At 62.2% G+C, this 24,948-nt stretch carries 25 protein-coding genes, 1 tRNA gene and 1 pseudogene; 17 read left to right on the top strand and 10 right to left on the bottom strand.

Annotation, left to right across the window (positions count from 1 at the left end; genetic code table 11):
• The 5 genes and pseudogenes from QZ522_RS02215 to QZ522_RS02195 all read left to right on the top strand — a co-directional run.
• A pseudogene (locus QZ522_RS02215) lies at positions 1–103 on the top strand (nitrile hydratase subunit alpha); the annotation flags it as partial.
• Complete coding sequence (nthB, locus tag QZ522_RS02210) at positions 100–759, top strand: nitrile hydratase subunit beta (RefSeq protein WP_037163002.1); 660 nt, start codon at positions 100–102, stop codon at positions 757–759. The pseudogene QZ522_RS02215 and the gene nthB, both read left to right, overlap by 4 nt.
• 52 nt (positions 760–811) lie before the next feature.
• Positions 812–1,132, top strand: coding sequence for a nitrile hydratase accessory protein (locus tag QZ522_RS02205; protein ID WP_245280194.1), 321 nt, complete (start codon positions 812–814; stop codon positions 1,130–1,132).
• Positions 1,133–1,211: 79 nt separating this feature from the next.
• On the top strand, positions 1,212–2,339 hold the full coding sequence (locus QZ522_RS02200; protein WP_029618898.1) for an ATP-dependent RecD-like DNA helicase: 1,128 nt from the start codon (positions 1,212–1,214) through the stop codon (positions 2,337–2,339).
• 114 nt (positions 2,340–2,453) lie between these two features.
• Entirely contained in the window at positions 2,454–3,206 is a 753-nt protein-coding gene (locus tag QZ522_RS02195; RefSeq protein WP_037163458.1) for a pyridoxine 5'-phosphate synthase, read from the top strand.
• Between the two features lie 8 nt (positions 3,207–3,214).
• Here the strand turns inward: QZ522_RS02195 and QZ522_RS02190 are convergent, their stop codons facing one another.
• The gene (locus tag QZ522_RS02190) at positions 3,215–4,165 is read right to left on the bottom strand and encodes a helix-turn-helix domain-containing GNAT family N-acetyltransferase (protein WP_037163008.1); all 951 of its coding nucleotides are present in this window, start codon (positions 4,163–4,165) and stop codon (positions 3,215–3,217) included.
• A 55-nt stretch (positions 4,166–4,220) separates the two neighbouring features.
• The gene (locus tag QZ522_RS02185; protein WP_037163011.1) at positions 4,221–4,937 is read right to left on the bottom strand and encodes an aspartate/glutamate racemase family protein; all 717 of its coding nucleotides are present in this window, start codon (positions 4,935–4,937) and stop codon (positions 4,221–4,223) included.
• A gap of 151 nt (positions 4,938–5,088) precedes the next feature.
• Here QZ522_RS02185 and QZ522_RS02180 point away from each other — a divergent pair, with 151 nt between their 5' ends.
• Positions 5,089–5,553 carry an Lrp/AsnC family transcriptional regulator gene (locus tag QZ522_RS02180; protein WP_037163014.1) on the top strand — a complete coding sequence of 155 codons (465 nt, stop codon included), beginning with the start codon at positions 5,089–5,091 and terminating at the stop codon, positions 5,551–5,553.
• A 35-nt stretch (positions 5,554–5,588) separates the two neighbouring features.
• On the opposite strand, the gene QZ522_RS02175 is transcribed toward QZ522_RS02180, so the two are convergent.
• Positions 5,589–6,470 carry an SDR family oxidoreductase gene (locus tag QZ522_RS02175; protein WP_294606969.1) on the bottom strand — a complete coding sequence of 294 codons (882 nt, stop codon included), beginning with the start codon at positions 6,468–6,470 and terminating at the stop codon, positions 5,589–5,591.
• A 131-nt stretch (positions 6,471–6,601) separates the two neighbouring features.
• On the opposite strand from QZ522_RS02175, the gene QZ522_RS02170 reads away from it, so the two are divergent.
• Complete coding sequence (locus QZ522_RS02170) at positions 6,602–7,012, top strand: helix-turn-helix domain-containing protein (protein WP_037163021.1); 411 nt, start codon at positions 6,602–6,604, stop codon at positions 7,010–7,012.
• A gap of 57 nt (positions 7,013–7,069) precedes the next feature.
• Here the strand turns inward: QZ522_RS02170 and QZ522_RS02165 are convergent, their stop codons facing one another.
• Positions 7,070–8,116 carry an NAD(P)-dependent alcohol dehydrogenase gene (locus QZ522_RS02165; protein WP_037163025.1) on the bottom strand — a complete coding sequence of 349 codons (1,047 nt, stop codon included), beginning with the start codon at positions 8,114–8,116 and terminating at the stop codon, positions 7,070–7,072.
• 266 nt (positions 8,117–8,382) lie between these two features.
• Between QZ522_RS02165 and QZ522_RS02160 the strand changes: the two genes are divergently transcribed.
• The 3 genes from QZ522_RS02160 (at position 8,383) to QZ522_RS02150 (ending at position 11,131) form a co-directional block, all read left to right on the top strand.
• Positions 8,383–9,042 (top strand): TetR/AcrR family transcriptional regulator C-terminal domain-containing protein, encoded by a 660-nt coding sequence (locus QZ522_RS02160; RefSeq protein WP_294606964.1) that lies wholly within the window; start codon positions 8,383–8,385, stop codon positions 9,040–9,042.
• A 40-nt stretch (positions 9,043–9,082) separates the two neighbouring features.
• Positions 9,083–10,105 carry a ketol-acid reductoisomerase gene (gene ilvC, locus QZ522_RS02155; RefSeq protein WP_294606962.1) on the top strand — a complete coding sequence of 341 codons (1,023 nt, stop codon included), beginning with the start codon at positions 9,083–9,085 and terminating at the stop codon, positions 10,103–10,105.
• Positions 10,106–10,219: 114 nt separating this feature from the next.
• On the top strand, positions 10,220–11,131 hold the full coding sequence (locus QZ522_RS02150; protein WP_294606960.1) for a DMT family transporter: 912 nt from the start codon (positions 10,220–10,222) through the stop codon (positions 11,129–11,131).
• Here QZ522_RS02150 and folP read toward each other — a convergent pair.
• The gene (folP, locus tag QZ522_RS02145) at positions 11,114–12,139 is read right to left on the bottom strand and encodes a dihydropteroate synthase (RefSeq protein WP_294606958.1); all 1,026 of its coding nucleotides are present in this window, start codon (positions 12,137–12,139) and stop codon (positions 11,114–11,116) included. The two genes, QZ522_RS02150 and folP, sit on opposite strands and share 18 nt — an antisense overlap.
• A gap of 2 nt (positions 12,140–12,141) precedes the next feature.
• Positions 12,142–13,071 (bottom strand): dihydroneopterin aldolase, encoded by a 930-nt coding sequence (locus QZ522_RS02140; RefSeq protein ID WP_294606956.1) that lies wholly within the window; start codon positions 13,069–13,071, stop codon positions 12,142–12,144.
• A 342-nt stretch (positions 13,072–13,413) separates the two neighbouring features.
• On the opposite strand from QZ522_RS02140, the gene QZ522_RS02135 reads away from it, so the two are divergent.
• Together QZ522_RS02135 and QZ522_RS02130 are read left to right on the top strand one after the other, a co-directional pair.
• Positions 13,414–14,052: a DUF1326 domain-containing protein gene (locus QZ522_RS02135; RefSeq protein WP_294606955.1), complete on the top strand. Its 639-nt coding sequence runs from the start codon at positions 13,414–13,416 to the stop codon at positions 14,050–14,052.
• 22 nt (positions 14,053–14,074) lie between these two features.
• Positions 14,075–14,884 carry a DUF2182 domain-containing protein gene (locus QZ522_RS02130; protein ID WP_294606953.1) on the top strand — a complete coding sequence of 270 codons (810 nt, stop codon included), beginning with the start codon at positions 14,075–14,077 and terminating at the stop codon, positions 14,882–14,884.
• Between the two features lie 92 nt (positions 14,885–14,976).
• Here the strand turns inward: QZ522_RS02130 and ctaD are convergent, their stop codons facing one another.
• The 3 genes from ctaD to lipB form a co-directional block, all read right to left on the bottom strand.
• Positions 14,977–16,650, bottom strand: coding sequence for a cytochrome c oxidase subunit I (gene ctaD, locus QZ522_RS02125; protein WP_294606951.1), 1,674 nt, complete (start codon positions 16,648–16,650; stop codon positions 14,977–14,979).
• A 344-nt stretch (positions 16,651–16,994) separates the two neighbouring features.
• Complete coding sequence (locus QZ522_RS02120) at positions 16,995–17,384, bottom strand: c-type cytochrome (protein WP_294606949.1); 390 nt, start codon at positions 17,382–17,384, stop codon at positions 16,995–16,997.
• A 102-nt stretch (positions 17,385–17,486) separates the two neighbouring features.
• Entirely contained in the window at positions 17,487–18,167 is a 681-nt protein-coding gene (lipB, locus tag QZ522_RS02115; RefSeq protein ID WP_294606947.1) for a lipoyl(octanoyl) transferase LipB, read from the bottom strand.
• Positions 18,168–18,250: 83 nt separating this feature from the next.
• Here lipB and QZ522_RS02110 point away from each other — a divergent pair, with 83 nt between their 5' ends.
• Positions 18,251–19,579 carry a peptidoglycan-binding domain-containing protein gene (locus QZ522_RS02110; protein WP_294606945.1) on the top strand — a complete coding sequence of 443 codons (1,329 nt, stop codon included), beginning with the start codon at positions 18,251–18,253 and terminating at the stop codon, positions 19,577–19,579.
• 100 nt (positions 19,580–19,679) lie between these two features.
• Positions 19,680–19,765 (top strand) — tRNA-Leu (locus tag QZ522_RS02105).
• A gap of 98 nt (positions 19,766–19,863) precedes the next feature.
• Here QZ522_RS02105 and QZ522_RS02100 read toward each other — a convergent pair.
• Positions 19,864–21,480 (bottom strand): choline dehydrogenase, encoded by a 1,617-nt coding sequence (locus tag QZ522_RS02100; RefSeq protein WP_294606942.1) that lies wholly within the window; start codon positions 21,478–21,480, stop codon positions 19,864–19,866.
• Between the two features lie 111 nt (positions 21,481–21,591).
• Between QZ522_RS02100 and QZ522_RS02095 the strand changes: the two genes are divergently transcribed.
• From QZ522_RS02095 to QZ522_RS02085, 3 genes are all read left to right on the top strand, one after another.
• Positions 21,592–22,824 carry a TRAP transporter substrate-binding protein gene (locus QZ522_RS02095; RefSeq protein ID WP_294606940.1) on the top strand — a complete coding sequence of 411 codons (1,233 nt, stop codon included), beginning with the start codon at positions 21,592–21,594 and terminating at the stop codon, positions 22,822–22,824.
• Between the two features lie 95 nt (positions 22,825–22,919).
• On the top strand, positions 22,920–23,591 hold the full coding sequence (locus QZ522_RS02090) for a TRAP transporter small permease subunit (RefSeq protein ID WP_294606938.1): 672 nt from the start codon (positions 22,920–22,922) through the stop codon (positions 23,589–23,591).
• Positions 23,588–24,946, top strand: a complete 1,359-nt coding sequence (locus QZ522_RS02085; protein ID WP_294606936.1) for a TRAP transporter large permease — start codon at positions 23,588–23,590, stop codon at positions 24,944–24,946. Before QZ522_RS02090 ends, QZ522_RS02085 begins: the two co-directional genes overlap by 4 nt.
• Positions 24,947–24,948: the final 2 nt, after the last annotated feature.

The following is a 24,948-nucleotide window of genomic DNA, read 5'->3' as shown; positions in this document are numbered from 1 at the left end:
CTCCGGGACGGAGGGGATGAGCGAGACCGAACTGGCGGACCTCGTGACGCGCGATTCGATGATCGGCACGGGGCTCGCCTTGGCGCCGGAGGCCGGGCGATGAACGGCCCGCATGATCTCGGCGGCCAGATGGGTTTCGGGCCAGTGGCGCCGGAGCCGCATGAACCTTATTTCCACGCAGAATGGGAAAAGCGGGCGCTTGGGTTGACGCTGTCCTGCGGTGCCTTCGGCGCCTGGACCATCGACGAGAGCCGGCATGCGCGGGAAACCATCCCACCGGCGAACTATCTGTCGGCGAGCTACTACGAGATCTGGATCCGGGCGCTGGAGGTGCTGCTGGAGCGGCACGGTTTCGCGGGCCAGGACGAGATCGAGGCGGGGCGGATGCTGCGGGCGCCGGCGACGCCGAAGCGGGTGCTGACCGCAGACATGGTGGCGGGCGTGCTGGCACGCGGCGGGCCCTGCGATCGGCCCGTCGAGACGGCGCCGCGCTTTGCCGTCGGCGACCGCGTGCGGACGAAGAACTTCAATCCGGAGACGCACACGCGGCTGCCGCGCTATGCGCGGGCCAAGGCGGGCGTGATAGAGGCGGTGCAGGGCTCCTTCGTCTTTGCCGACGACAATGCCCATGGCCGCGGCGAGAACCCGCAATGGCTCTATACTCTCGTCTTCGACGGGACCGAGATCTGGGGCGAGGGTGCCGACCCGACGCTGACCGTCTCGATCGATGCCTGGGAGAGCTATCTTGAGCGCCTGTGAGACCGGATCGCCGGTCGACCCATCTCCCCTGGCCCGGTCGCCGGGATTGCCGATGTCCTCGGAGGGAGATCCGGTGTTTCCGGAGCCCTGGGCGGCGGAAGCCTTTGCGATGACGGTGCATCTGCATGCGCGGGGCGTCTTCTCCTGGACGGAATGGGCCGCGGCATTGTCTGCCGAAGTGCACAGGCCGGGCCGTGCCGAGGACGGCAGCGATTATTTCGACTGCTGGGTGGAGGCGCTTTCGGCGCTGCTTGCCGCCAAGGGCATCGCCGATGCCGACCAGATCCTCGGGCTGCAGCGGAGTTGGCAGCGGGCGGCGGAGGCGACGCCGCACGGGCAGCCGATCGAGCTGGCGAACGATCCGGAGCGCTGACCACGGTTTGCCGGCCCTTTTGATCCTCTTTCGTTCTTTTCGGTTGCGGTGAGCTCCAGAATCCTGCCATGTCGCAGCCATGCAATTTGCACCGCAACAGGACGAGGCTCTCAAAGCCGTTTCGCGCTGGCTGAAGGAAGGCCGCAGCCCGGTCTTTCGGCTGTTCGGCTATGCCGGTACCGGCAAGACGACGCTGGCCAAGCATTTTGCCGAGAACGTCGACGGCGAGGTGCTGTTTGCCGCCTTCACCGGCAAGGCGGCGCAGGTGCTGCGCTCGCGCGGTGCCAAGAACGCCCGCACCATTCATTCGCTGATCTACCGGCCGCGCGGCGAGGAAGAGGTCTCCGACGAGGAGACCGGCAAGACTTCGGTCTCGCCGATGTTCTCCATCAACCGGCAGAGCCCGCTCGCCAAGGCGCCGCTGATCGTCATCGACGAATGCTCGATGGTGGACGAGCAGCTCGGTCGCGACCTGATGAGCTTCGGGACGCCGATCCTCGTGCTCGGCGATCCAGGGCAGTTGCCGCCCGTGTCCGGCGGCGGCTTCTTCACCGAGCAGGAGCCCGACTACCTGCTGACCGACATCCATCGCCAGGCGCGCGACAATCCGATCATCCAGCTCGCGATGAACGTGCGCGAAGGCAAGGAGATCATGCACGGCGACTATGGCACCGCCCAGGTGATCTCCCGCGGCGACGTCAGCCAGGAGCTGGTGCTGGAGGCCGACCAGGTGCTGGTCGGCACCAACAAGACCCGCAAGCGCTACAACCAGCGGCTCCGCGAGCTCAAAGGGTTTGCGACCGAATATCCGCAGTCCGGCGACAAGCTGGTGTGCCTGCGCAACGACCAGGTGAAGGGTCTGCTGAACGGTTCGCTGTGGCAGGTGATGAGTTCGTCCAAGGAGACGGTGAAGCCGGGCATCAACCTGATGATCCGGCCCGAAGACGACGACATGGATCGCGGCGCCGCCAAGATCAAGCTGCTCAAGGCGTCCTTCGAGAACGTCGAGGGGGAGATCCCGTGGTCGACGCGCAAGCGCTACGACGAGTTCGACTACGGCTATGCGCTGACCGTCCACAAGGCGCAGGGTTCGCAGTGGAACAATGTCGTGCTGTTCGACGAGAGCTGGGCATTTCGCGATACTCGCGAGCGCTGGCTCTATACCGCCATCACCCGCGCGGCGGAGACGATCACCATCGTCCGATAGGGCTTTCTGCGAGCGGCCCATCAAAAGTTTCAATGGCCGGATCTGCGAAAGCCATTGGTCATCGGCGGCGGCTTGGCATAAGCAGGAAGCGCATCTTCTGAAGTGGATTTCGCCATGCCCACGACGCTTTCGGTCAACATCAACGCCATCGCCATGCTGCGCAATCGCCGCGACCTGCCGTGGCCGAGCCTCGAGCATCTCGGTCGCATCGCGCTGCAGGCGGGCGCCAGCGGCCTGACCGTGCATCCGCGGCCGGACCAGCGGCACATCCGCTTTTCCGACCTGCCGGTCATCCGGGCGCTGATCGACGACGAGTTTCCGCAGGCCGAGTTCAACATGGAGGGCTATCCGAGCGAGGATTTCTTGGCGCTCTGCGAACGGACGCAGCCCGAGCAGGTGACGCTGGTGCCGGACGATCCGAGCCAGGCGACCTCCGACCATGGCTTCGATTTCAGAGCCCAGGGCGAGATGCTGAAGCCGATCGTGGCGCGGCTGAAGGCGGGCGGCATGCGCGTCTCGCTGTTTGCCGATGGCGATGGCGATGTGGAGGCTGTCCGGCTTGCAAAGGCGACGGGTGCCGATCGCCTTGAACTTTACACCGGCCCTTATGGCGGCTGCTACGACGCCCCGGAACGGGCAGCGGAGATCGTGGAGAAGCTCGGACAGACCGCCGACGCGGCGCGCGCCGAAGGGATGGGCGTCAATGCCGGACATGATCTGACGGTCGCCAACCTGCCGCTTCTGGTCAAGCGGATTCCGGATCTTGCGGAAGTCTCGATCGGTCACGGGCTGACGGCGGACGCGCTGGAGTTCGGCATGGCGGAAACCGTGCGGCGCTTCCGTCGCGCCTGCGGCCAGACAGTCTAGGCGACGGTCTAGGTGGTCGAAAGCTTCGCTTCGGCGAGGTCGAGCTCCCAGGTCTGGCCGACGCATTCCGGCCCGAACATGGCGTGTCTCTCCTCGGAGACAAGCTTGAAGCCGGCGGTCTCATAGATGCGGATGGCCGCCGTCAGCATGTCGTTCGTCCAGAGTGACAGCCTGGCGTAGCCGGCCGAGATCGCGAAGCGGATGCATTCCTCCACCAGCGTGCGGCCGAGGCCAAGCCCGCGCACCTGCGGGTCGAGATAGAGCAGGCGCAGCTTTGCGGTGTCTCCGCCGCCGTCGGCGACCAGCACGGAGCCCACCCGCTTGCCGCCCTGTTCGGCGATCCAGCTTCGTTCGCGCTGCGGGTTGAAGTCGGCGATGAACTTGCCCGCGACCTGTGCAATCAAGGCCTCGAACTTCTCGTTCAGCCCGTATTCGCGGGCATAGGCCGTCGCCTGGCTTTCGATGAGCCAGCCCATGTCGCCGATCCGGTAGGGGCGCAGGATCACGGGGGCGGGGCTCGCCGGTTGCGACGAAGAGTCGAGGATCGCCCGGATCGTACGCATAGCCTCGATCAGCCTGCCGCGGTCGCCCTCGTTGACGCCTGCAAGATCACCGGCGATCTGCTGGCGGGAGCGCTGTCCCAGCATGTCGCAGACCTCCTGTCCCTTGGCGGTGACACGCAGGATCTGGCTGCGTTTGTCTGACGGATCGGACGTGCTGTCGATGAAGCCCGCTTCGCGAAACTTCTTCACGATCCGGCTGAGATAGGCGGGATCGAGCCCGAGATCGCGGTTGAGTTCGCTGGCCGAGACCGACTGCCGGGCACCCATCTCATAGAGGATGCGTCCTTCCGTCAGCGTGTAGGGCGTCTCGAGATAACCCTTGTCGAGCAGGCCGAGCTTGTTGGTGTAGAAGCGGTTGAAGGCGCGAATGGTGTCGGCCGTCGTGTCGTCGAGCATGGATGGAGCCTCCCTTCGGAGACTCCATCCAATAAAATATTGACTGAGTCAAGTATCAGGCAGCGGCGCGCTTGGCGACGGTCTCTGCCAGCGCGAATTCGACTGCAGCGCAGGCGTGGACGGCAGTGGAATCGATGCCCGGCAGCGGCAGGTCTTGCGGATCGAGCAGGAGGCAGATCTCGGTGCAGCCGAGGATGATGCTGTCGGCGCCCTGGCGTTTGGCCGCCTCGATCATGGCAATGGCGCGCTCGCGGGAGCCGGGCTTGACGACGCCGGCGCAGAGTTCGTCGAAGATGATGTCGTGCATGGCGCCGCGGTCATCGGCCTCCGGTACCATCACCTCGATGTCGGCCTCGCGCATGCGCTCGGCATAGAAACCGTGCTCCATCGTATAGCGGGTGGCGAGCAGGAGCGGGCGCTTCAGGCCCCTGGCGGCCAACGCCTTGGCGGTCTCGTCGATGATGTGGATCAGCGGCACGTCGATCCCGCCGGCCACCTCGGGCGCGACCAGATGCATGGTGTTGGTGCAGATCAGCACGCAATCGGCGCCGGCCTCCTGCAGGCGGCGAGCGCTGGCCGTCAGGGCGTCGGCCGCGAGATCCCAGCGACCGGCCTTCTGGAGGGCGACGATCTCGGCAAAATTGACCGAATGCAGGAGAACGTCTGCGGAGGCGAGACCGCCGATGCGTTCACGTACCATCTCGTTGATCATGCGGTAGTAGACTGCCGTGCTCTCAAAGCTCATGCCGCCGATCAGGCCAATCGTCTTCATCTCTGGTCTCCCTCTGGTGAACGGCAGGATGATATGGCGCGTCGGGCGGTGGATGCGTGCGATGTCAGTGGTGATTTGGGATTCCGCTGCATCCGGATTGCGCGCATCGTTGTAATGATGCACGTTGTGTGCAGACTCTGGGAGACAATCGATGCTGGACGAGCGTGATCGCCGAATCCTCGAACTGCTGCAGAAGGATGCCGCCATTCCGGTGGCGGAGGTGGCCGAGCAGGTGTCGCTCTCGGCCTCGGCCTGTTCGCGGCGGATCCAGCGACTGGAAGAGGCGGGCTATATCCAGCGGCGCATCGCCGTTCTCGACCGGGAGCGCATCGGCGTGCCGACGACGGTCTTCGCGCTGATCAAGACGGCGCATCATTCCGACGACTGGATCGAAAATTTCCGGCGGGCGATCAGCGACATCGGCGAAATCGTCGAGGCGCACCGGCTGACCGGCAGCTACGACTATATCCTGAAGGTGGTGCTGCCGCGGGTCGAGCACTACGACGTCGTCTATAGACGCCTCGTCAAGCGCATCGAGCTCTTCGACGTCTCGGCCTTCATTTCCATGGAGGTGCTGAAGAGCGGCCAGACGCTGCCGGTGGATTATGCCGTGTGAGGATGCAGGCGCCACGAGCGGCGCCCGCATCCGGGTCAGGCCAAAGCGGCGCGATGGTCTTCGAAGAACGCCTTCAGGGACTGCGGCGTGGCACCCGTCAGTGCCTGGAAGTCGTTGGTGACAAGGTCGAAATTGCCGGCATGGATGTTGGCGTCCGCCGAGACCAGCATCGTGACCACGAAGCCGGGCAGACCGGCGGCCGTCATCCCCTCTGCCAATTGTTCGTCGGAGACCGGAACGACCTGCAGCGGCTTGCCGGCAACGGCGGATACAATCGCGGCAATCTCGGAGGCAGTAAAACTCTCTGGACCGGTGAGAGTGAGCGTGGCATTGCCTACAGGCGGCTTTGCGAGGGCTGCAGCGGCGGCGCGGGCGCAGTCGTCGCGGGAGATGTTGGACACCCGTCCGTCGCCCATGGCCGTGTACCAGCTGCCGGCCTGCAGGTTGTGCGGCATGGCCATCAGATGGTTGTCCGCATACCAGGCGTTGCGCAGGATCGTGTAGGGGAGGCCGCTCGCCTTGATGGCCTGCTCGGTGCCGAGATGATCCGGAGCAAAGGTGACCAGCGAGCGGTCGGGGTTCGGCATGGAGGTATAGACGATGTGGTCGACGCCGGCTGCAACCGCAGCCTCGATTGCGTTGCGATGCTGCTTGAGGCGTTTTCCGGGCGTCGCCAGTTCGTCCGTCGAGACGATAAGGAGGCGGTCGATGCCGGTGAAGGCCGTTACCAGACCCTCCCTGTCGTCGAAATCGACCTTGCGGGTCTCGACGCCGAGGTCGGAGAATTCTGTCAGTTTTGACGGATCCCGGCTGCCGGCGACAATGTCGGACGGCGCGATCTTCTGTGTCTCCAGCAGGTGTCGGAGAGTGGCTCGGCCAAGATGGCCGCTGGCGCCGGTAACGAACAGACGGGTCATGCGTGGGCTCCATTCAGGGGTCGGTGACGATGTCAGTCTCAAAAATAGACCAGCACTATAAAGGGAATTGATCTTCGGCTGTAAAGGAGGCAGTTTTCGGGGAGATCGTTACCTTGAGGGAACCACCTGCCATGGACCAAGCCGTCCGCTCAGCCGTAAAGGCTGCGACCGCCGACTGCGATCGCAACGCCTGGGATGCGGGCAACTGCCCCGTGCGCGATGTGATGAACCGGATTTCCGGAAAATGGTCGACGCTGCTTCTGGAGGCGCTGGCCGAAAAGCCGCACCGGTTCGGTGAGCTCAGGCGTCTCGTGCCGGACATCTCGCAGCGCATGCTGACGCAGACGCTGCGAGACCTGCAGCGGGACGGCTATATCGAGCGGGAGGTGTTTCCGACCAAGCCGCCGAGCGTCGAATACCGGATGACGCCGCTAGGACGCTCGCTGTTCGGGCCGCTGTCCAAAGTGCTGGCGTGGGCGGCGGAGAACCATGATGCGGTTCGCGCGGCGAGGCGCTCCTTCGACGACGCGGGCCTCGCCTGAATCGAAAGAGGGCGGCAGATGCTGCCGCCCTCTGGAAGGTGTCACCGGGGTGCCGGATCAGGCGGCCAGCGAGGCCATGTCGATGACGAAGCGGTAGCGGACGTCGCTCTTAAGGACGCGTTCGTAGGCTTCGTTGATCTCCTGGATGCCGATCGTCTCGATCTCGGAGACGATGTCGTGCTTGCCGCAGAAATCCAGCATTTCCTGGGTTTCCTTGATGGAGCCGATCATCGAGCCGGAGAGGCTGCGGCGGCCGGGGATCAGCGAGAAGGCGTGGACGGGAATGGCATCTTCCGGCGCGCCGACGATGACCATGGAGCCATCGACCTTCAGGAGACCGAGATAGGCGTTCCAATCGATGGCAACGCCGACGGTGCAGATGATCAGGTCGAAGCTTCCGGCGAGCTTGGTGAAGGTTTCAGCATCGCTCGTCGCATAGTAGTGATCGGCGCCGAGCTTCAGGCCATCTTCCTTCTTGGAGAGCGAATGGCTGAGGACGGTGACCTCGGCGCCCATGGCATGAGCGATCTTGACGCCCATGTGGCCGAGGCCGCCCATGCCGAGGATCGCTACCTTCTTGCCTGGGCCGGCGTTCCAGTGGCGAAGCGGCGAATAGAGCGTGATGCCGGCGCAGAGCAGCGGCGCGGTGGCGTCGAGCGGCAGGTTGTCCGGGATCGACAGGACGTAGCCTTCCTTGACGACGATGTGGTCGGAATAGCCGCCCTGCGTGGCGGTCTTCCCGTCGGCTTCGACGCTGTTGTAGGTCTGCACCAGACCCGGCATGTACTGCTCGTTGTCGAGGTCGCGGCTGGCGCAGCCGACGCAGCTATCGACGAAGCAGCCGACACCGACCTTGTCGCCCACCTTGAACTTGGTGACGTCCGAACCGACGGCGGTGACGACGCCGACGATCTCGTGGCCGGGGACGATCGGATAGACGGCGTTCTTCCATTCGTTGCGGACGGTGTGGATGTCGGAATGGCAGACGCCGCAATACTGGATCGAGATCGCCACGTCGTCGGCGTTCGGCTCGCGCCGTTCGAAGGTAAAGGGTGCCAGCGGTTTCGACGCGTCAGTGGCGGCATAGCCTCGTGCAAGTGCCATGGGACAGCTCCGTTCTTTGATGGTTGGGAAGGGCGGTGAGACAACGCTTATGCACCGGAAGAGTTGCCGGGTGGTAGTTCGATGCAACTTGGTTCTTGCACGATCCTCCGAGATTGCGAACTCGGGTGCGCAGCCGGCGGATGCCGCCGCATCGCGCTGCTCCCGTTCGGGATCGTGGCGCAAGAATCCGCTTGACGGCGGACACCGGGTTCAGCATAACAGCATCAAGAACCGTACCGTACGGTACTTTTGTTGGAGTGGTTGCCTTGATCGCTGACGCGAGCCAGATGCCGGAGTTTACACCGCGACAGAACGAGGTTCTGGAGCAGGCGCTTCGCCTGCTGGTGGAAGGCGGCGACAGGGCGCTGACGACGTCGGGACTGGCACGGGCGGCCAACTGCTCGAAGGAAAGCCTTTACAAGTGGTTCGGTGACCGCGACGGGCTGCTGGCGGCGATGATCGCGCATCAGGCCAGCAAGGTGCGCACGCTGGAACGGAGCAAGGAGCGCCTGACGGCGGAAAACCTGCGCGAGCATCTGGAGACTTTCGCGCGGGACCTGATCGAGGTTCTTTCGGGCGACATCTCTCTGGCGCTCAACCGTCTGGCGATCGGGCAGTCGAGCCGCGACGGGTCGAAGCTCGGCAAGCTTCTGGTGGAGCACGGCCGTCGGCAGATCGACCGGCGCGCGGTCGCGCTGATGGACACGGCAAAGCGCGCGGGCCTCTTGCGCTTCGACGATGCGGATGCCGCCTATCACACGCTTTACGGCCTTGCCGTCTCCGACCTGCATGTCCGCATGCTGCTCGGAGAGCCGGGGCTGAAAGACACGGCGCGCCAGGCGGAGAGGGCGGTGTCCGCCTTTCTCGCGCTCTACGGCGTGCGACAGGAATCGGGGGAGGCGCTGCGCCTCTCTTCGGGACGTTAAAGACCAGCAACAGCAAAAACGCATAGGGAAGGACCAAACGATGCGCGTATATTATGATCGCGATGCCGATCTCAACCTGATCAAGTCCAAGAAGGTCGCCATCATCGGCTACGGCTCCCAGGGGCGCGCGCATGCGCTGAACCTGAAGGATTCCGGAGCGCAGAACGTGGCGATCGCCCTGAAGGCCGGATCGCCGACGGCCAAGAAGGCCGAAGCCGACGGCTTCAGGGTGATGACCGTTGCCGAAGCGGCCGGCTGGGCCGACCTGATGATGATGGCGACGCCGGACGAACTGCAGGCCGACATCTACAAGTCCGAGATCGCTCCGAACATCCGCGACGGCGTGGCGATCGCCTTCGCCCACGGCCTCAACATCCACTTCGGCCTGATCGAGCCGAAGGCCTCCGTCGACATCGTGATGATCGCACCGAAGGGCCCTGGCCACACGGTTCGCGGCGAATACCAGAAGGGCGGCGGCGTGCCGTGCCTGGTCGCCGTCCACCAGAATGCCTCCGGCAATGCGCTCGAGCTCGCGCTCTCCTACGCCTGCGGCGTCGGCGGCGGCCGTTCGGGCATCATCGAGACCAATTTCCGCGAAGAATGCGAAACCGACCTGTTCGGCGAGCAGGTCGTCCTCTGCGGCGGTCTGGTCGAGCTGATCCGTGCCGGATTCGAAACGCTTGTCGAGGCCGGTTATGCACCGGAAATGGCCTATTTCGAGTGCCTGCACGAAGTGAAGCTGATCGTCGACCTGATCTATGAAGGCGGTATCGCCAACATGAACTATTCGATCTCGAACACAGCCGAATACGGCGAGTATGTCAGCGGTCCGCGCATCCTGCCTTATGACGAGACCAAGGCGAAGATGAAAGCGGTTCTGACCGACATCCAGAACGGCAAATTCGTGCGTGACTTCATGCTTGAAAACGCTGTCGGCCAGCCGTCGTTCAAAGCGACCCGTCGCATCAACGACGAGCATCAGATCGAAGCCACCGGCGCGAAACTGCGCGGCATGATGCCGTGGATCTCTGCCGGCAAGCTGGTCGATCAGGAAAAGAACTAAGCGGGCGTGGGGTTCACCCACCCTAGGTTTGTTCGACCTGTCGTGACGTAAATCGGATTGACCCCGGCAGAGTGCCGGGGTCTTTTCATTCCACCCCTGAAGAAAGCCGCACAAATGCCTGAGATAACCGGAAAAAGCTGGGCCATGGTGGGCGCCCTCGGGTTGGTCTGGGGCGCAACATTCCTGGTAATGTCGGTGGCCCTTGAGGGGATCACGCCGTTCTGGCTTGCGGCGGCGCGTATTGGCTTTGCAACCCTGTTGATGCTGGCAATCTGGGGGCTGCGTGACTTTAAGTTGTTCGAGGAACCGCTTGGAAACGCTAACATCTTCAACCTTCTGGTCATCGGCGCCCTGAGCAGCGCGGTGCCCTTCATGTTGCTCAGCTGGGGGCTTCAATCGGTGACGTCTGGCTTTGCCGGGGTCTCGATGGCGGCGGTGGCTCTGATGGTCTTGCCGCTGGCGCATTTCATGGTGCCGGGCGAGCGCCTTAACCTGCGCAAGGTGATCGGCTTTGTCATCGGCTTTGTCGGCGTCGTGCTGCTGATCGGCGGGCAGGCCTTTGAAACCACCGGCAACGTGATGGAACCGCTTGGCCGCCTGGCCTGTCTTGGGGCGGCGGGGTGCTATGCGCTAAGCTCGGTTCAGATGCGCAGCCTGCCCAAGGTCGATCCGATCGGATTGAATGCGGTGACCCTGTTGATCGGGGCGGTGATCGTGATCGCCGCGGCCTTTTGGGTCGAGGGCGCGCCGCCCGCGACCGATCGCAAGACGTTCTATGTGCTGATCTTTCTGGGCTTGGTGCCAACGGCGGGGGCAAGCCTTTTGCGGGTGCTGGTGATCCGCTCGGCGGGGCCGGTGTTCATGTCACTGGTAAATTACCAGGTGCCGGTCTGGTCGGTGGCCCTTGGCGCCCTGATACTGTCAGAGCCGTTGCCGCCAAGCCTTTTGATGGCGCTGTCACTGATCCTCTGCGGGGTCGCACTTAGCCAATACGGCGCGCTTCGGCGGTTATTCGGGCGCGGCTGAGGCGCCATAGGTCGCCGCCTGCCAGAGTTTCAGCGCGGCACGGGTTTCGGCCACGTCATGCACGCGCAGCATCTGCACGCCCTGCGCCACGCCGCAAAGCGCCACCGCCAAAGAACCGGGCACGCGGTCGGCGGCAAGCGGGGTCTGGCTCAGGTCGCCGATAAAGCGCTTGCGCGACGCCCCAAGCAGGATCGGACAGCCAAGCGCGTGAAACAGCGACAGGTTTTGCAGCAGGGCAAGGTTATGCGCCTGCGTCTTGCCAAAGCCGATGCCCGGATCGGTCATGATCATCGCGCGGGCGATGCCGGTGCTTTCAAGCGCGTCGATCCGCGCGGCAAGCCAGTCATAGACATCAAGGATCACGTTGTCATAGCGCGGGTCACGCTGCATGGTTTCGGGCGTGCCCTGGGCATGCATGATACAAACCGGCAGGCCGCTTTCCACGGCATAGGGTGCAAGGTCGGAATCATAGGTAAGCCCGGCCACATCATTGATCAGATTGGCCCCTGCGGCATGGGCGGCGCGCGCGACCGGGGCCTTGCGGGTGTCAATCGAGATAGGCGTGGCGATCTGTGCCCGGATCGCGGCAATCACCGGTGCGGTGCGCGCGATTTCATCTTCGATCGCGACGGCAGGTGCGCCGGGGCGGGTGGATTCACCGCCCACATCAATCATCGCTGCGCCCTGATCGGCCATGGCGCTTGCATGGGCGATGGCGACGGCGGGATCGAAATGCTGACCGCCGTCGGAAAAGCTGTCGGGGGTGACGTTGAGGATGCCCATGATGCGCGGTGTATCAAAGCCGATCCCGGCAAGCGGTACGCGCGGCGCACAGAGGCGATCAAGCACGTCTTGGGGCAGGTCTGCGGCGGGCATCAGGTAAGACGGCGCATCGCGGTGCAATACCTCTACCGTGTCAAACCAGCACCAGCCACCGGCAAGGCGCTGAGCGCCCGCAGGGCGGGCATGATCGGTGCGTGCGATAGGTCGGAAATAGGGCGTCGCCATGCTCAGAGTCCCGACTGTGCGATGTCCTGAAGGCCAACCACCACCGGGCAGGACTTCGGCGCGGCCCCGCCGATGACAAGCAGGTCAGAGGCCTCGACATGGCCCGCGAACCAGGCCGCGAGGGCGACCGGATCATCGGTGCCGACACCGGGCCCGTCGACCGCATCCAGCACGATTTTCGAGGGGGCCCAGACGCTGACCTGGCCGTTCTTCATGGCCCAGTCAAGTTCGGTCCGGGTGGCAACCACGACACAGCGATCATCGCGACCGGCCAGCACCCAGGCGTTCTGTTCCATCGCCAGAAGATCGACCCGACGCTGGGTCATGCGGTGGCCGGTCTGTGGCGCGCGTTCGTCAGCGCGCCCGACGCAGAGGATCACCGGTTCGGCGCGCGCGTCGAGCTGATCCAGCCAGCGCGCCAGATTGGGCGAGCGGACGGCGGCATTGCTCAGGAACACCACATGCGGGTGCGGTGTGGTGTCCGCGTGCGGGCTTGCCGGCTTGGTTGCCAGGTCATCGACCGAGCGGACGATTTCAACGCCAAGCGCGCCGGGGCCACGATCAAGCTTTTCGATGCGCACGAAGGTGCGGACCGCCTGCGGTTCAAACAGGATGCGTTCGGCGATCCGCTCGGCCAGGGTTTCCAGAAGATTGAGCCGTTCCGCAGCCAGCTCTGCGGCGATCGCCTCGGTCACCTTGTCATAGCTCAGGATGCGGTCGACATCGTCATCAACCGGGTCCGTTATGGGGCGGACCTCGACGACGACGCTGAACGAGATTCGTTGCGTGGTGCCGCGCTCGGCCTGAAAGGCGCCGATCTCGACCTCGACCACATGATCGCGCACCGAAATGCGGTCAAGCGGGCCGTCGGGCGCAGTGGCATGCGCGCGCTCGGACGGGTGTTCAAAGGCGAGGCGGATTTCATGGCTCATAGGGCGCTCCGGTTAAGGCGTACGGCAGGGCCCATCCTGCACATCCGTGGGGGTGTAGCATGGCCTAAAGCGGCAAAGAAGGCCTGATTTGCAACATTCGGCCCCTTGCTTTGTGATGCCCGACGCAAGGGGCGTCCGATCGCAACCACGGGATGTTTTCAGGCGGCGAACCCTCTATCCTAGGTTAAGTCATTGAAAGTTAGTGTATTTTTGAAGGCGTATGTGGTAGTTTAGCGGTCTCAAAGTAACATTGTTAAATATCCAGGTGACAAGTGGCGTTTGTTCCAAACGGCCGCCGCGACGGCAGGCCGTCCATTAACTGTTTCAATTTTGGGGGAAACCATGACTGACTGGAGTATTCAGGGGCAAGAGGTTGCCAATTGTAACTGCAATTTCGGATGCCCCTGCCAATTCGGGGTACTGCCCACGGATGGCAGCTGCGAGGCAGCGGTAGTTTATGACATCAAGAAAGGCCACCATGGCAACACAAACCTGGATGGCCTGCGGGCCGCGGCCGTGTACAAATGGCCCGGCGCCATTCACGAAGGCGACGGCGAGATGCAGTTGATCATCGACGAGCGCGCCGATGACGCGCAACGCTTGGCGCTTGAAAAGATCATGACCGGGCAGGACACGAAAGAGATGGCCACGATGTGGTTTGTCTTTAGTGCAATGTGCCCGACCAAGCATGACACTCTGACTGCGCCGATCTCGAGTAAGATGGATCTCGAAGAGCGCAAGGCGCAGGTCTCTGTTGACGGTGTATTCGAACTGGCGGCCAAGCCGATTCCGCATATCCTGACCGGCGAGCCGCACAGGATTTCGATCAACCTGCCGCATGGCTTTGAGTTTGCCACGGCAGAGCTGGCGAGCGGCGCGACAAAAACCCTGGGAGGCGCGATTGATCTGCCGAAGAACAATGGCACCCATGCGCATTTTGCCAGTCTGCATCTGACCGGCGAGGGCGTCGTCAGGGCGTGAGCGGGCGATGAGCCCAAAAGACATGACCCCGGGACCGGTTGAGCGGCTTTTGCGCCGGGACCGATCCATTGTCCTGGTTGCCGTGGCAGTGATCGTCGCCCTGGCCGGGGCATATACCGTCATGGGGGTCGGCATGGATATGTCGGCACTGGACGTGACGCGGATGGCGCCGGGGGCAGGGGCAGGCAAGGCGATGCCGATGGGGATGGCATGGTCACTGTCGCATGGCCTGCTCGTGTTCTTCATGTGGTGGGTGATGATGATTGCCATGATGACGCCAAGCGCAGCGCCTGCCTTGTTGTTATATGCAGCCGTCAAACGCCTTGGCACGGAACGGGTGCAGGCAACTGCCCTGACCTTGTGGTTCCTGCTGGGCTATCTGTTTGTATGGGCGGCGTTCAGCCTTCTGGCGACGGGCCTGCAATGGGCCCTGGGGCAAATCGGATTGATGAATGACGGGCTGATGCGGCTGAACTCGCGCCTGAGCGCGGGGGGGATCCTTTTGATGGCCGGCCTCTTTCAGTTCTCGGGCCTCAAGGATGCCTGTCTGAGCCATTGCCAGTCACCGGCGAAATTTCTCACGACCCATAATCGGCCGGGGCGGGGAGGGGCGTTAAGATTGGGCGCGTATCATGGGGTCTATTGCCTGGGATGTTGTTGGGCGCTGATGGCGCTGTTGTTCGTGGGCGGTATCATGAACCTGTGGTGGATTGTCGGGCTGGCGTTCTATGTGCTGGCGGAAAAGACCTTGCCGCATAGCCGTTGGCTGACGCGGGGGACGGGGGCGTTGCTTTTGGGGGCTGGCGGGTATTTCGCGCTGACGGGGCTATAGCGCATGGCCGCGCGTCGGTCTTATCTGCCCTGAAATGCAACAGGCCCCGGAGTGTTCCGGGGCCTGTCCTATGTTTTTATGTCAGCCGGGGCTTAGTGGGCCGCGGCCTTGTCCCAGTCTTCGCGCTTGGGAAGCTGCTCGAACGTATGTTCGGGCGGCGGCGAGGGCAGGGTCCATTCCAGCGTATCGGCGTATTCGTTCCAATAGTTGTTCTCGGTGATCTTGGCGCCACGCATCAGCGTGTAGATCACGAGGCCAAAGAAGAACACGAAGCTGGCGAAGGAGATGAACGCACCGACCGACGACCAGTAGTTCCAGAAGGCGAAGGCCTCGGGATAGTCGATATAGCGGCGCGGCATGCCCTGGCGGCCAAGGAAGTGCTGCGGGAAGAAAGTGAGGTTCGCACCGATGAACATTGCCCAGAAGTGCAGCTTGCCGGCCCATTCCGGAATCATCCGCCCGGTCATCTTGCCGAAGTAGAAATAGATGCCGGCAAAGATCGCGAAGACGGCGCCAAGGCTCATTACATAGTGGAAGTGCGCGATCACGTAATAGGTGTCGTGATAGGCCCGGTCCACAGCCGCCTGGCTAAGGACAATGCCGGTCACGCCGCCAACGGTGAACAGGAACAGGAAGCCGAACGCCCAGAGCATCGGCGTCTTGAACTCGATCGAGCCGCCCCACATGGTGGCGATCCAGCTGAACACCTTCACGCCGGTTGGCACCGCGATCACCATCGTGGCCAGCATGAAATAGGACTGCTGGGTCAGCGACATGCCGACGGTGTACATGTGGTGCGCCCAGACGACGAAGCCGAGAACACCGATCGCGATCAGCGCCCAGACCATCGGCAGGTAGCCAAAGATCGGCTTGCGCGAGAAGGTGGCGATCACGTGGCTGATGATGCCAAAGCCCGGAAGGATGATGATATACACTTCGGGGTGACCAAAGAACCACAGGATGTGCTGATAGAGGATCGGGTCGCCGCCCCCCGCAGGATCAAAGAAGGTGGTGCCAAAGTTGCGGTCGGTCAGCAGCATGGTGATGGCGCCCGCCAGAACCGGCAGCGACAGCAGGATCAGCCAGGCTGTGACGAAGATCGACCATGCAAACAGCGGAACCTTGAACAGGGTCATGCCAGGTGCACGCATGTTCAGGAAGGTGGTGATCATGTTGATCGCGCCCAGGATCGAGCTTGCGCCCGAAACGTGCACGGCAAAAATCGCCAGATCCATCGACATGCCGCCCTCGTTGACCGACAGCGGCGGGTAAAGAACCCAGCCCACGCCCGAGCCAAGCTGACCGTTGCCGCCCGGCGCCAGAAGCGAGGCCACACCAAGCGAGGTACCTGCAACATAAAGCCAGAAGGACAGGTTGTTCATCCGCGGGAACGCCATGTCCGGCGCGCCGATTTGCAGCGGCATGAAGTAGTTGCCGAAGCCGCCGAAAAGCGCGGGGATAACAACGAAGAACATCATCAAAACACCATGATAGGTGATCATGACGTTCCAGAGGTGGCCGTTTGGCGTACAATCCGCCGTTGCCTGAGCGATGAAACGTGCGCCTTCAAGGCACATGTATTGAACGCCCGGCTCCATGAGTTCCATCCGCATGTAGACGGTGAAAAGAACCGAAATCAGGCCGACGATTGCCGAAACGACCAGGTAAAGGATACCGATATCCTTGTGGTTCGTGGACATGAACCAACGGGTAAAAAACCCGCGCTGATCTTCGTGCTCGTGGCCGTGAATGGCTGCATCTGCCATTGTTTGCCTCCTGCTGGTGTGTTGCTAGGCGCGGGGTGAGAGCCGTTCTCACACGCCTGTGATCCCTATTGGTTTTAAAGCGGATGCCCGGGCGCGGCAATGCGCGAATTTGATCCAAATCAAAGAATTTTGTCGCACCCCCTTGCGGATAGCGGGGCAAGCCCCGTCACGCATTGAAATGGCGCGACCCGGCAAAAGCCTATCCTATGTGCAAAAGCATGACGTCGGGGGCAGGGGCGCACCGGCGGCGTGGTTGTCGCGTCTCGCGGGCTTGGGCGCCGGACATGAAAGCGCCGCGCAAAGGTGGCTCTGCGCGGCGTTTCCGATGGTGTCCAGGGCGTCGCTTATTCCGAGAAGGTCGCCAGATAGGCCGCCACATCCTCGGCGCCTTTCCTGAGTTTGAAGGTCATTTTGGAGCGGCTGCCAAGGTAATCGCTGGGGTCTGTGATGAACGCGGCAAGCTCTGCCTCGTCCCAGACAAGTCCTTCTTCGCCCTTTGCGGCGAGACCGTCGGAGTATTTGAACCCCTCGTCAGAGCCCGCAGTGCGGCCGACGACGCCATAAAGATTGGGGCCGGTCTTGCCGCCTTTCACGATCGTTTCGCTATCGGATGCGATCATGTGGCAGGCTTTGCATTTTCTGAATTCTTTCTCGCCCTTGGCGGCGTCGCCCTCGGCAAGCGCGGGAAGGCCTAGCGCAATGAGCGTGGCGGAAGCTGCAAGAATGGTCTTCATAAGGTACCTCATTAGCATGTTGGTCCGTGCGTCTGGCCATAACCATAGCCCGGCCCTGAGGGCTTGCAACCTTGAAGTTTGCATCGGCGGCGCGCCGCCCCCTCAAAAGGTCCGGGCAAAGCAGCGGCGTAACGCCACATCCAGATCGTCCATACCCACCGGAAGGCCCAGATCGACAAGACTTGTCACGCCGTGTTCGGTGATTCCACAGGGCACGATGCCGCTGAAATGCTCCAGATCAGGTTCAACATTGATCGAGATGCCATGAAAGCTGATCCATTTGCGCAGGCGGATGCCGATGGCGGCGATCTTGTCTTCGGCGGGCTGCCCGGCGGCGGTCAGCGGCTTGTCGTCGCGCGTCACCCAGACCCCGACGCGCCCCTCGCGGATTTCGCCGGTGACGTTGAATTCGGCGAGGGTTGCGATCACCCATGCCTCAAGCTGCTGCACGAAGCGGCGCACATCACGCCCGCGCTTGCCCGCATCAAGCATCACATAGACCACGCGTTGTCCGGGCCCATGATAGGTATACTGCCCGCCGCGCCTGGACGGGTAGACCGGAAACCGGTCCGGATCGGTCAGATCAGCGGGCTTGGCCGACGTGCCGGCTGTGTAAAGCGGCGGATGTTCCAACAGCCAGATCGCCTCGGGCGCTTCGCCCCTGGCGATTCGCTCGGCCCGGTCTTCCATCGCGGCAACCGCTGAAAGATAGGGGACAAGCCCTTCCGAGCGGTGCCATTCAACGCCGGTTTTATCAATTGTGATTGGTGTTTTAAGGGGCAATGCGAGACTCTGCTCATGTCCGGCGGGGGAGTTATGCTATCATCGAATAAAGTCTTGTCGAGCCAGATTAAAGGAGATGGGAGATGTTTACAAAGCGATTTGTGATGAGCGCTGTGGCGGCCAGCATGGTTGCGATGCCCGGAACGCGTGCGGCTGCGGATTTCGCCGATGGCCTGGTTGGGGGCCTTGTCGGCGGCGCGGTAAGTGGCGTCATCGTGAACGAAAGCGCCAAGGCGCGGGAACGCAAGCGCGCGACCACCACAGCCCCTCGCACGATCTATCGGGCGCCGGTCGATTCGGTGAGCCGTCAACAGGTGCGTGAAGAACAGACCTCGCTCAATTACTTCGGCTTCCCAGCGGGCACGCCGGATGGCATCCGCGGGCGCAACACGCGCAATGCCGTGTCCCAGTTTCAGGCGCATATGGGCTATCCGGTGACGGGATATCTTGCCGATTATGAACGTCAGTTTCTGATCAGTTCCTATTACCGGGCGCAAAGCAGTGGGGCCACCACCGCACAGTTGATCGCGCAACGCGGCCAGGGCACGCGCGGGTTGCTGCATGCCTATCGTGACGAGGCCGTCGGCGCGCCGCAAACCTTTACCGCGGCTCCTGCTGTCACCAACCCCGCGGCGCAGGCCCCCGCGATGGCGGCGGTTCCGGACGAGGCACAGGCGGCACAGCCTGAAACGGGGTTGGCCTCGCTGCCGAATCTGATGGCGTCCGGCGGCGATGGCCCGTCGCTGGCCTCGCATTGCAATCAGATCAGCTTGCTGACCAATTCGAACGGCGGCTTCGTTACCGAGGCCTCGCTGACCGATCCACGCTTTGCGTTGAACGAACAGTTCTGCCTGGCCCGGACCTATGCGATTGCCGAGGGTGAAACCATGGCGGCGGGCCTCAAGGGGGTGTCTGCCGCACAACTTGAAGACCAGTGCCGCGCCTTTGGTCCGGCAATGCGTGATCACGTGGCGGCCCTGTCGTTGAATACGAAAGACGAGGTCGTGCGCGAGGTTCGTGGATTCGTTTTGCAATCCGGCCAGTCACCGGCGCAGCTATCAGGGACGGCCAAGATCTGTTTGTCGGTGGGATACCGGATCGACAATATGAACGTCGCGCTCGGCTCGGCCCTGTTGCTGACGGCGCTTGGCGAAGAGGTTTACGCCGAATTGATGGGCCACCACCTGAGCGAAGGCTTTGGCACGACGCGGCGCCCGGATCTGGCACTGGCATGGTACAGGGGCGCGGTCGAGGCCGTGGAGCGTGGCGCAGAGCCTGCATTTGCACCTGGAAATACAGAGCGCACGGGTCTTATCCGCAAGGCGGCATTCCCCGCGGATGGGGCAAATGACGCGGGCGGATCGCAGGCTGTCCAACCGGCTTCGGCGCTGCCGACCTTTACGCTGGAATGAGGCAAATCCCTCTGGAATGAAAAACTGTGGGGGCAATGTGTTTTGCCCCTTCACAAGCCCCGCCAGTTTGCTTATACGGCGCGAACCTACCTGATCACGTGCGGTCGTGGCGGAATGGTAGACGCGCAGCGTTGAGGTCGCTGTGGGGTAACACCCGTGAGAGTTCGAGTCTCTCCGACCGCACCACTTCAGGACGGCCTGTCGCCCTTCGCGACAGCGGGCCGGACAGGCACCGGGGCGATCAGCCCCGGAATTTTCCCAGACAGAACAGAGACTTGTGCGCCTCAGGCGCTCATCGCGTCTTGCTTGCGGTCTTCAAGCACCATTTGCGATAGTTTTTCACCGATCATGATCGCGGGCGCATTGGTGTTGCCCGACACGATTTCCGGCATGATCGAGCAATCCGCCACCCGAAGACCGGTCACGCCGTGCACGCGCAGGCGTTCGTCAACCACCGCATCCGGGCCCTGACCCATCTTGCAGGTGCCGGTCGGGTGATAGATCGTCGTCGAGAAATTGCGCGCCCAGTCAAGCGTGCCTGCGTCATCGTCAAGCTCAAGGCTGGCGTCGGGGCGGAATTCGGATGAAATCATCCCGCTCAGCGGGGCATGTTTGGCAATCCGGCGGGCAATCTTGATGCCCTCGACAATGGTGCGGCAATCGGTGTCGGTCGCAAGATAGTTGGGATGAATCTTGGGATAGACACGCGGATCACCCGAGGCGAGGCGGATCTGTCCCCGGCTCTCGGGGCGCAGCTGACAGACCGACATCGTAAAGGCCGAAAACGGATGCACGCCCTCGCCGGGGCTGTCGGCGGACCAGGGCTGAACGTGGAACTGGATGTCGGGGGTGTCGACATGATCGCCGGTGCGCATGAAACCGGTGGCAAGGCTTGCGGCCATCGCCATCGGCCCCGAGCGCGACATCGCATATTTCAACGCGATCCGTGCCTTGTTGAACAGGCTGCGGACCTCGTCATTCAAAGTCGCCTGGTTGCATTTGAACACAAGCCGCGCCTGCAAATGGTCCTGAAGGTTCTGGCCCACGCCGGGAAGATCATGGCGCACGGTGATGCCGTGCTCGGCCAGGTGATCGGCGGGCCCAAGCCCCGACACCATGAGGATTTGCGGCGAATTGATCGCACCGGCCGAGAGAATCACCTCTTGGCGGGCAGTGATCTTATGCTCTGCACCGGCCCGATCACGATAGACAAGGCCGGTAACGCGGCGCCCCTCGAAGGTAAGTTCCTTGACCTGTGCACGGGTGAGAATGGTGAGGTTTTCGCGTTTGCGGGCAGGGTTTAGAAAGGCCACCGCCGAAGAACAGCGAAAGCCGTTGCGCGTGGTGAGCTGGAAATACCCGACGCCCTCCTGGCTCGCGCCGTTGTAATCGGGATTGAACGGATAGCCTGCCGCCTGCGCCGCCTTGACCCAGGCATCGCAGATCGGGCGGCTGATGCGCATGTTGGACACCGACAGGTTGCCGCCGGTGCCGTGAAACTCGTCGGCACCGCGTTCCTGATCTTCGGAGCGTTTGAACAGTGGCAGAACGTCATCCCATCCCCAGCCGCGATTGCCCATCTGTTGCCAGCGGTCATAATCCTGCGGCTGTCCGCGCACGTAGAGCAGCCCGTTCAAAGAGGACGACCCGCCAAGCACCTTGCCGCGCGGCCAGTCAAGCGCGCGCCCGTTCAGGCCGGGGTCGGGTTCGGTTTTGTAGCACCAGTCAACCTTGGGGTCGTGCATGGTCTTGAAATAGCCGACCGGGATATGGATCCACGGATTGAGATCGCGCCCGCCTGCCTCAAGCAGAATCACCCGCACGCTTGGGTCGGCGCTTAGTCGATTGGCGATCACACAGCCCGCTGATCCGGCCCCGACGACGATATAATCCGCTTGCAAAACGCGCCCCTCCTGAAAGTTGTTGAAAAAAAGTCTATGCAGATTGCAAGAATTATACTAGCATTTTTTGATACCAAGAGTCTCAAAAATGGAATTCAGGGAGGAATGACCATGGGAATTACAGATAAAATGGGGCAGATTTCGCGGCGGGACCTGTTCCGCATCGCGGGGCGCTATGGCATGAGCTCGACCTTGCTTGCCGCCGGAAGCTTTGGCGGAGCAATGAGCCTTGCCAACCTGGCGAGCGCGGCCGAATCGACTTATGAGCGGCGCTTTTCCAAGCCCGCCAAGCATACACTGAAATTCGGCGCAGCGGGGTTTAATGCCCGCAACCTTCTGATCGAGCGGGCAGGGGCACTGGAATTCGCCCGTGATCTCGAGTCGCGTACAGATGGCGAAATCCGCATCGAATTCATCGGCGACAACCAGATTTGCGGTCAGCTGTCCTGCGTTGAAAAGACCCAGCAGGGCATCGTCGACATCTATGCCGCCTCGACCCAGAACTCGGCAGGTGGTGCGCCCTATCTCAATGTGCTCGACTATGCTTTCATGTTCCCGGGCCGCGCGTCGCAGTACCATTTCCTTTATCATCCCAAGAGCCAGGAAGTTCTGCGCGACCCGCTGGAAAAGCGCCACGGTCTGAAGTTCCTCTTCAGCCATTGCGAATTGCGCGGCATTCAGCTTGGCCTGAGCTGGGAAGACAAGCCGACCGTGACCAAGCTTGAACAGCTGTTTGGCACCAAGAACCGCGTTACCGGCACACAGCTTGGCCGAATCGCAATGCAGGCGCTGAACCTCAACCCGGTGCCGGTGGCTTGGGAAGAAACCCTTGACGGCCTCAAGCAGGGCCTGATTGACGGGGCCGAAACATGGGCCTCTGCCGTGGCATATGCCAACATGTCCCCGGTGGTCAGCCAATGCGTCGATCTGCGGTTCTTCTGCGGGACCGAGCATACCTCGATGAACGCTTCGGTGTTCGACGGGCTGGAGGGGTATCTTCAGGATGCGGTCATGGAATCGGCCTATTGGGCCCAGGTCCATGTGCAGGCGGCAAACGAGGCGGCACTTGTCAAAACGGTCGGTTTCAGCGACCCGCAACTGCCCGGCACGATCTTTGCCGAGAACAACGTGCGCAACGCCTTCCTCGCCGACGATCAGATCAAGATGGCCGAGGAAATGTGCAGCCCCGAGTTCCAGCCCCAGCTCTGGACGGAATGGCGCGACCGGTTGAACAAATGGTCGGGTGGTCTTGATACCTATCAGGAAATCTATGACGTCGCCCGCGAAGTCCCCGCCGACATGCTGCCCGAAAATGTCGAGCCGCGCCGGTGGTGGAAAGGCTAAGCCACATCCGATAATGTCAAAAAGGGCTGGTGCGGGATACCCGCGCCGGCCCAGACTTGCGGCCACGCGTGCCACAGCCAAAAGGAATGAAACGGATGTCCATCATGTCCGAAGCCTGGGCCATCATCCCGGCTTTTGCCAGCAACGATTCTTGGGAGATAAACCAGGCCCTGCGGACCACGGGGGCCTGGCTGTTTGGCGGCACCCTGCTTTTGCTGGGGTCGGCGCTTGTGCTCTGGCTCTACAAGCTGGTGCCGTTTCTCGACAAGCACCTGGAACGCTCGATCATGGTCTATAGCTATCTTCTGATCGCCGCGATCATCTTTGTCGAAGTGTTCCGCCGCTTTGCCCTTAATCAACAGGTGCCCTGGTCGACCACGGTGCCGCCGCTGCTGTTCATGATCATGGCCTGGTATGGCTGTGCCTACAACGTGCGGCTGCGCACCCATCTCAGCTTTGCCGAGTTTCGGGTAATGATGCCGCGGATCGGTCAGATGGCCTGTCTCGTGCTTGATTCGATGCTCTGGTACGGGTTCTGCGTGATCGTCTTTACCGCGACGATGCGGGTGACCGCCCTGTCCGCGACGAATTTCCAGATCGTGGGCGGCACCGACAATATCATGCTGTGGTGGTTCCTGATCACCATTCCGGTGGCCTTCGTGCTGATGGGCGCGCGAGTGCTTGAAAATCTGATGGATGACATCGCCAATTACAAATCGGGTGAGCCGCTGATCAAGCAGGCCATCATCGGGGAGGAACCGGCATGACCGACGGTACATGGGTCACATTGATCTCGGTCGGGGTCACATTCTTTTTCATGATGGGCGTGCCGGTGTTCCTGGTGATTGCCTATTGGGTGATCGGCTGTTCCTTTGTCCTCGGGCTGACGCTCGATAACATGGGGGCCGAATTGCTGAACGTCTTCAACAAGGGGTTTGCCCTTCTGGCGATGCCGCTTTTCATTCTCACGGGCGACCTGATCAACAAGTCGGGCATCGCGCGGCGGCTTTCGGATTTTGCCTATGCCTGCCTTGGCTGGATGCGGGGCGGGCTTGCGATGGCGGCGCTTGGCGCTTGCGGGCTTTTCGCCGCGATCTCGGGGTCCAACAGCGCCACAACGGCGACCATCGGTTCCATGCTGCATCCTGAAATGGTCAAGGGCGGCTATGACGAACGCTTTTCCGCGGCCACGGCGGCGGCGGGCGGCACGGTGGGGATCATCATCCCGCCCTCGATCATCTTCATCGTCTACGGGTTCCTGATGAACCTGCCGATTTCCGAGCTGTTCGTGGCCGGTATCCTGCCCGGTGCCATGATGGTGGTCGGGATGCAGTTCGCCTGTTGGGTGATCTGCCGGATCAACGGCTGGGGCCACCTTATCCCGCTGCAACTGAACCGGGTTCTCAAGACCGCCTTTGGCGCATGGCTTGGGTTTTTCGCCATCGGGCTCGTGCTTTGGGGCATCTACACGGGCAAGTTTTCCCCCACCGAGGCGGCCGGCGTGACCGTGGGCTTTTGCGTCATCGCAGGGCTGGTCAGCTATCCCCTCAACAACTTGATGCGCGCTCAGCGCGATCTTCCCGCGACCGAGCGGTCCTTTGCGGGAATGCTGGTGGTTGATGGCTTCCGGGTGCGCGACATTCCGTCGATTGTCGTCCGCTCGGCGCAGATCTCGGGCATCCTTGCGCCGCTGATTGCGATCTCCGTGGTGATGCAGCAAATCCTTTCGCTGCTTGGCGCGCAGGCGGTGATCGGCGATTTCGTGACCTCGATGGGCGGCTATCACGCGGTGTTGTTCACCTCGATGGTGATCGTGTTCTTTTCCGGCATGGTCCTTGAAAGCCTGCCGGTCACCATCATCCTTGCCCCCATTCTGGCGCCGATTGCGGCCTCTGTCGGGATTGATCCGATCCACTTTTCGGTGATCTTCCTGGTCGGTGCCTCGATCGGGTTCATCACCCCGCCTTATGGCCTGAACCTTTATGTCGCATCGGGCGTGACGGGCGTTCCTTATTTCAGATTGCTTCGCTATACGGTGCCCTATCTTATCGTATTGATAGCCGTGTGGATCCTGGTGGCATTGGTGCCGTTCTTCTCGACTGTGCTATTGCCACAACATTGATG

Origin of the sequence: uncultured Roseovarius sp. (assembly GCF_913054395.1) — a bacterium.
GTDB lineage: Bacteria > Pseudomonadota > Alphaproteobacteria > Rhodobacterales > Rhodobacteraceae > Roseovarius.
Note: the sequence above shows the minus strand (reverse complement) of the source record. Positions and strands in the feature narration are given on the sequence as shown.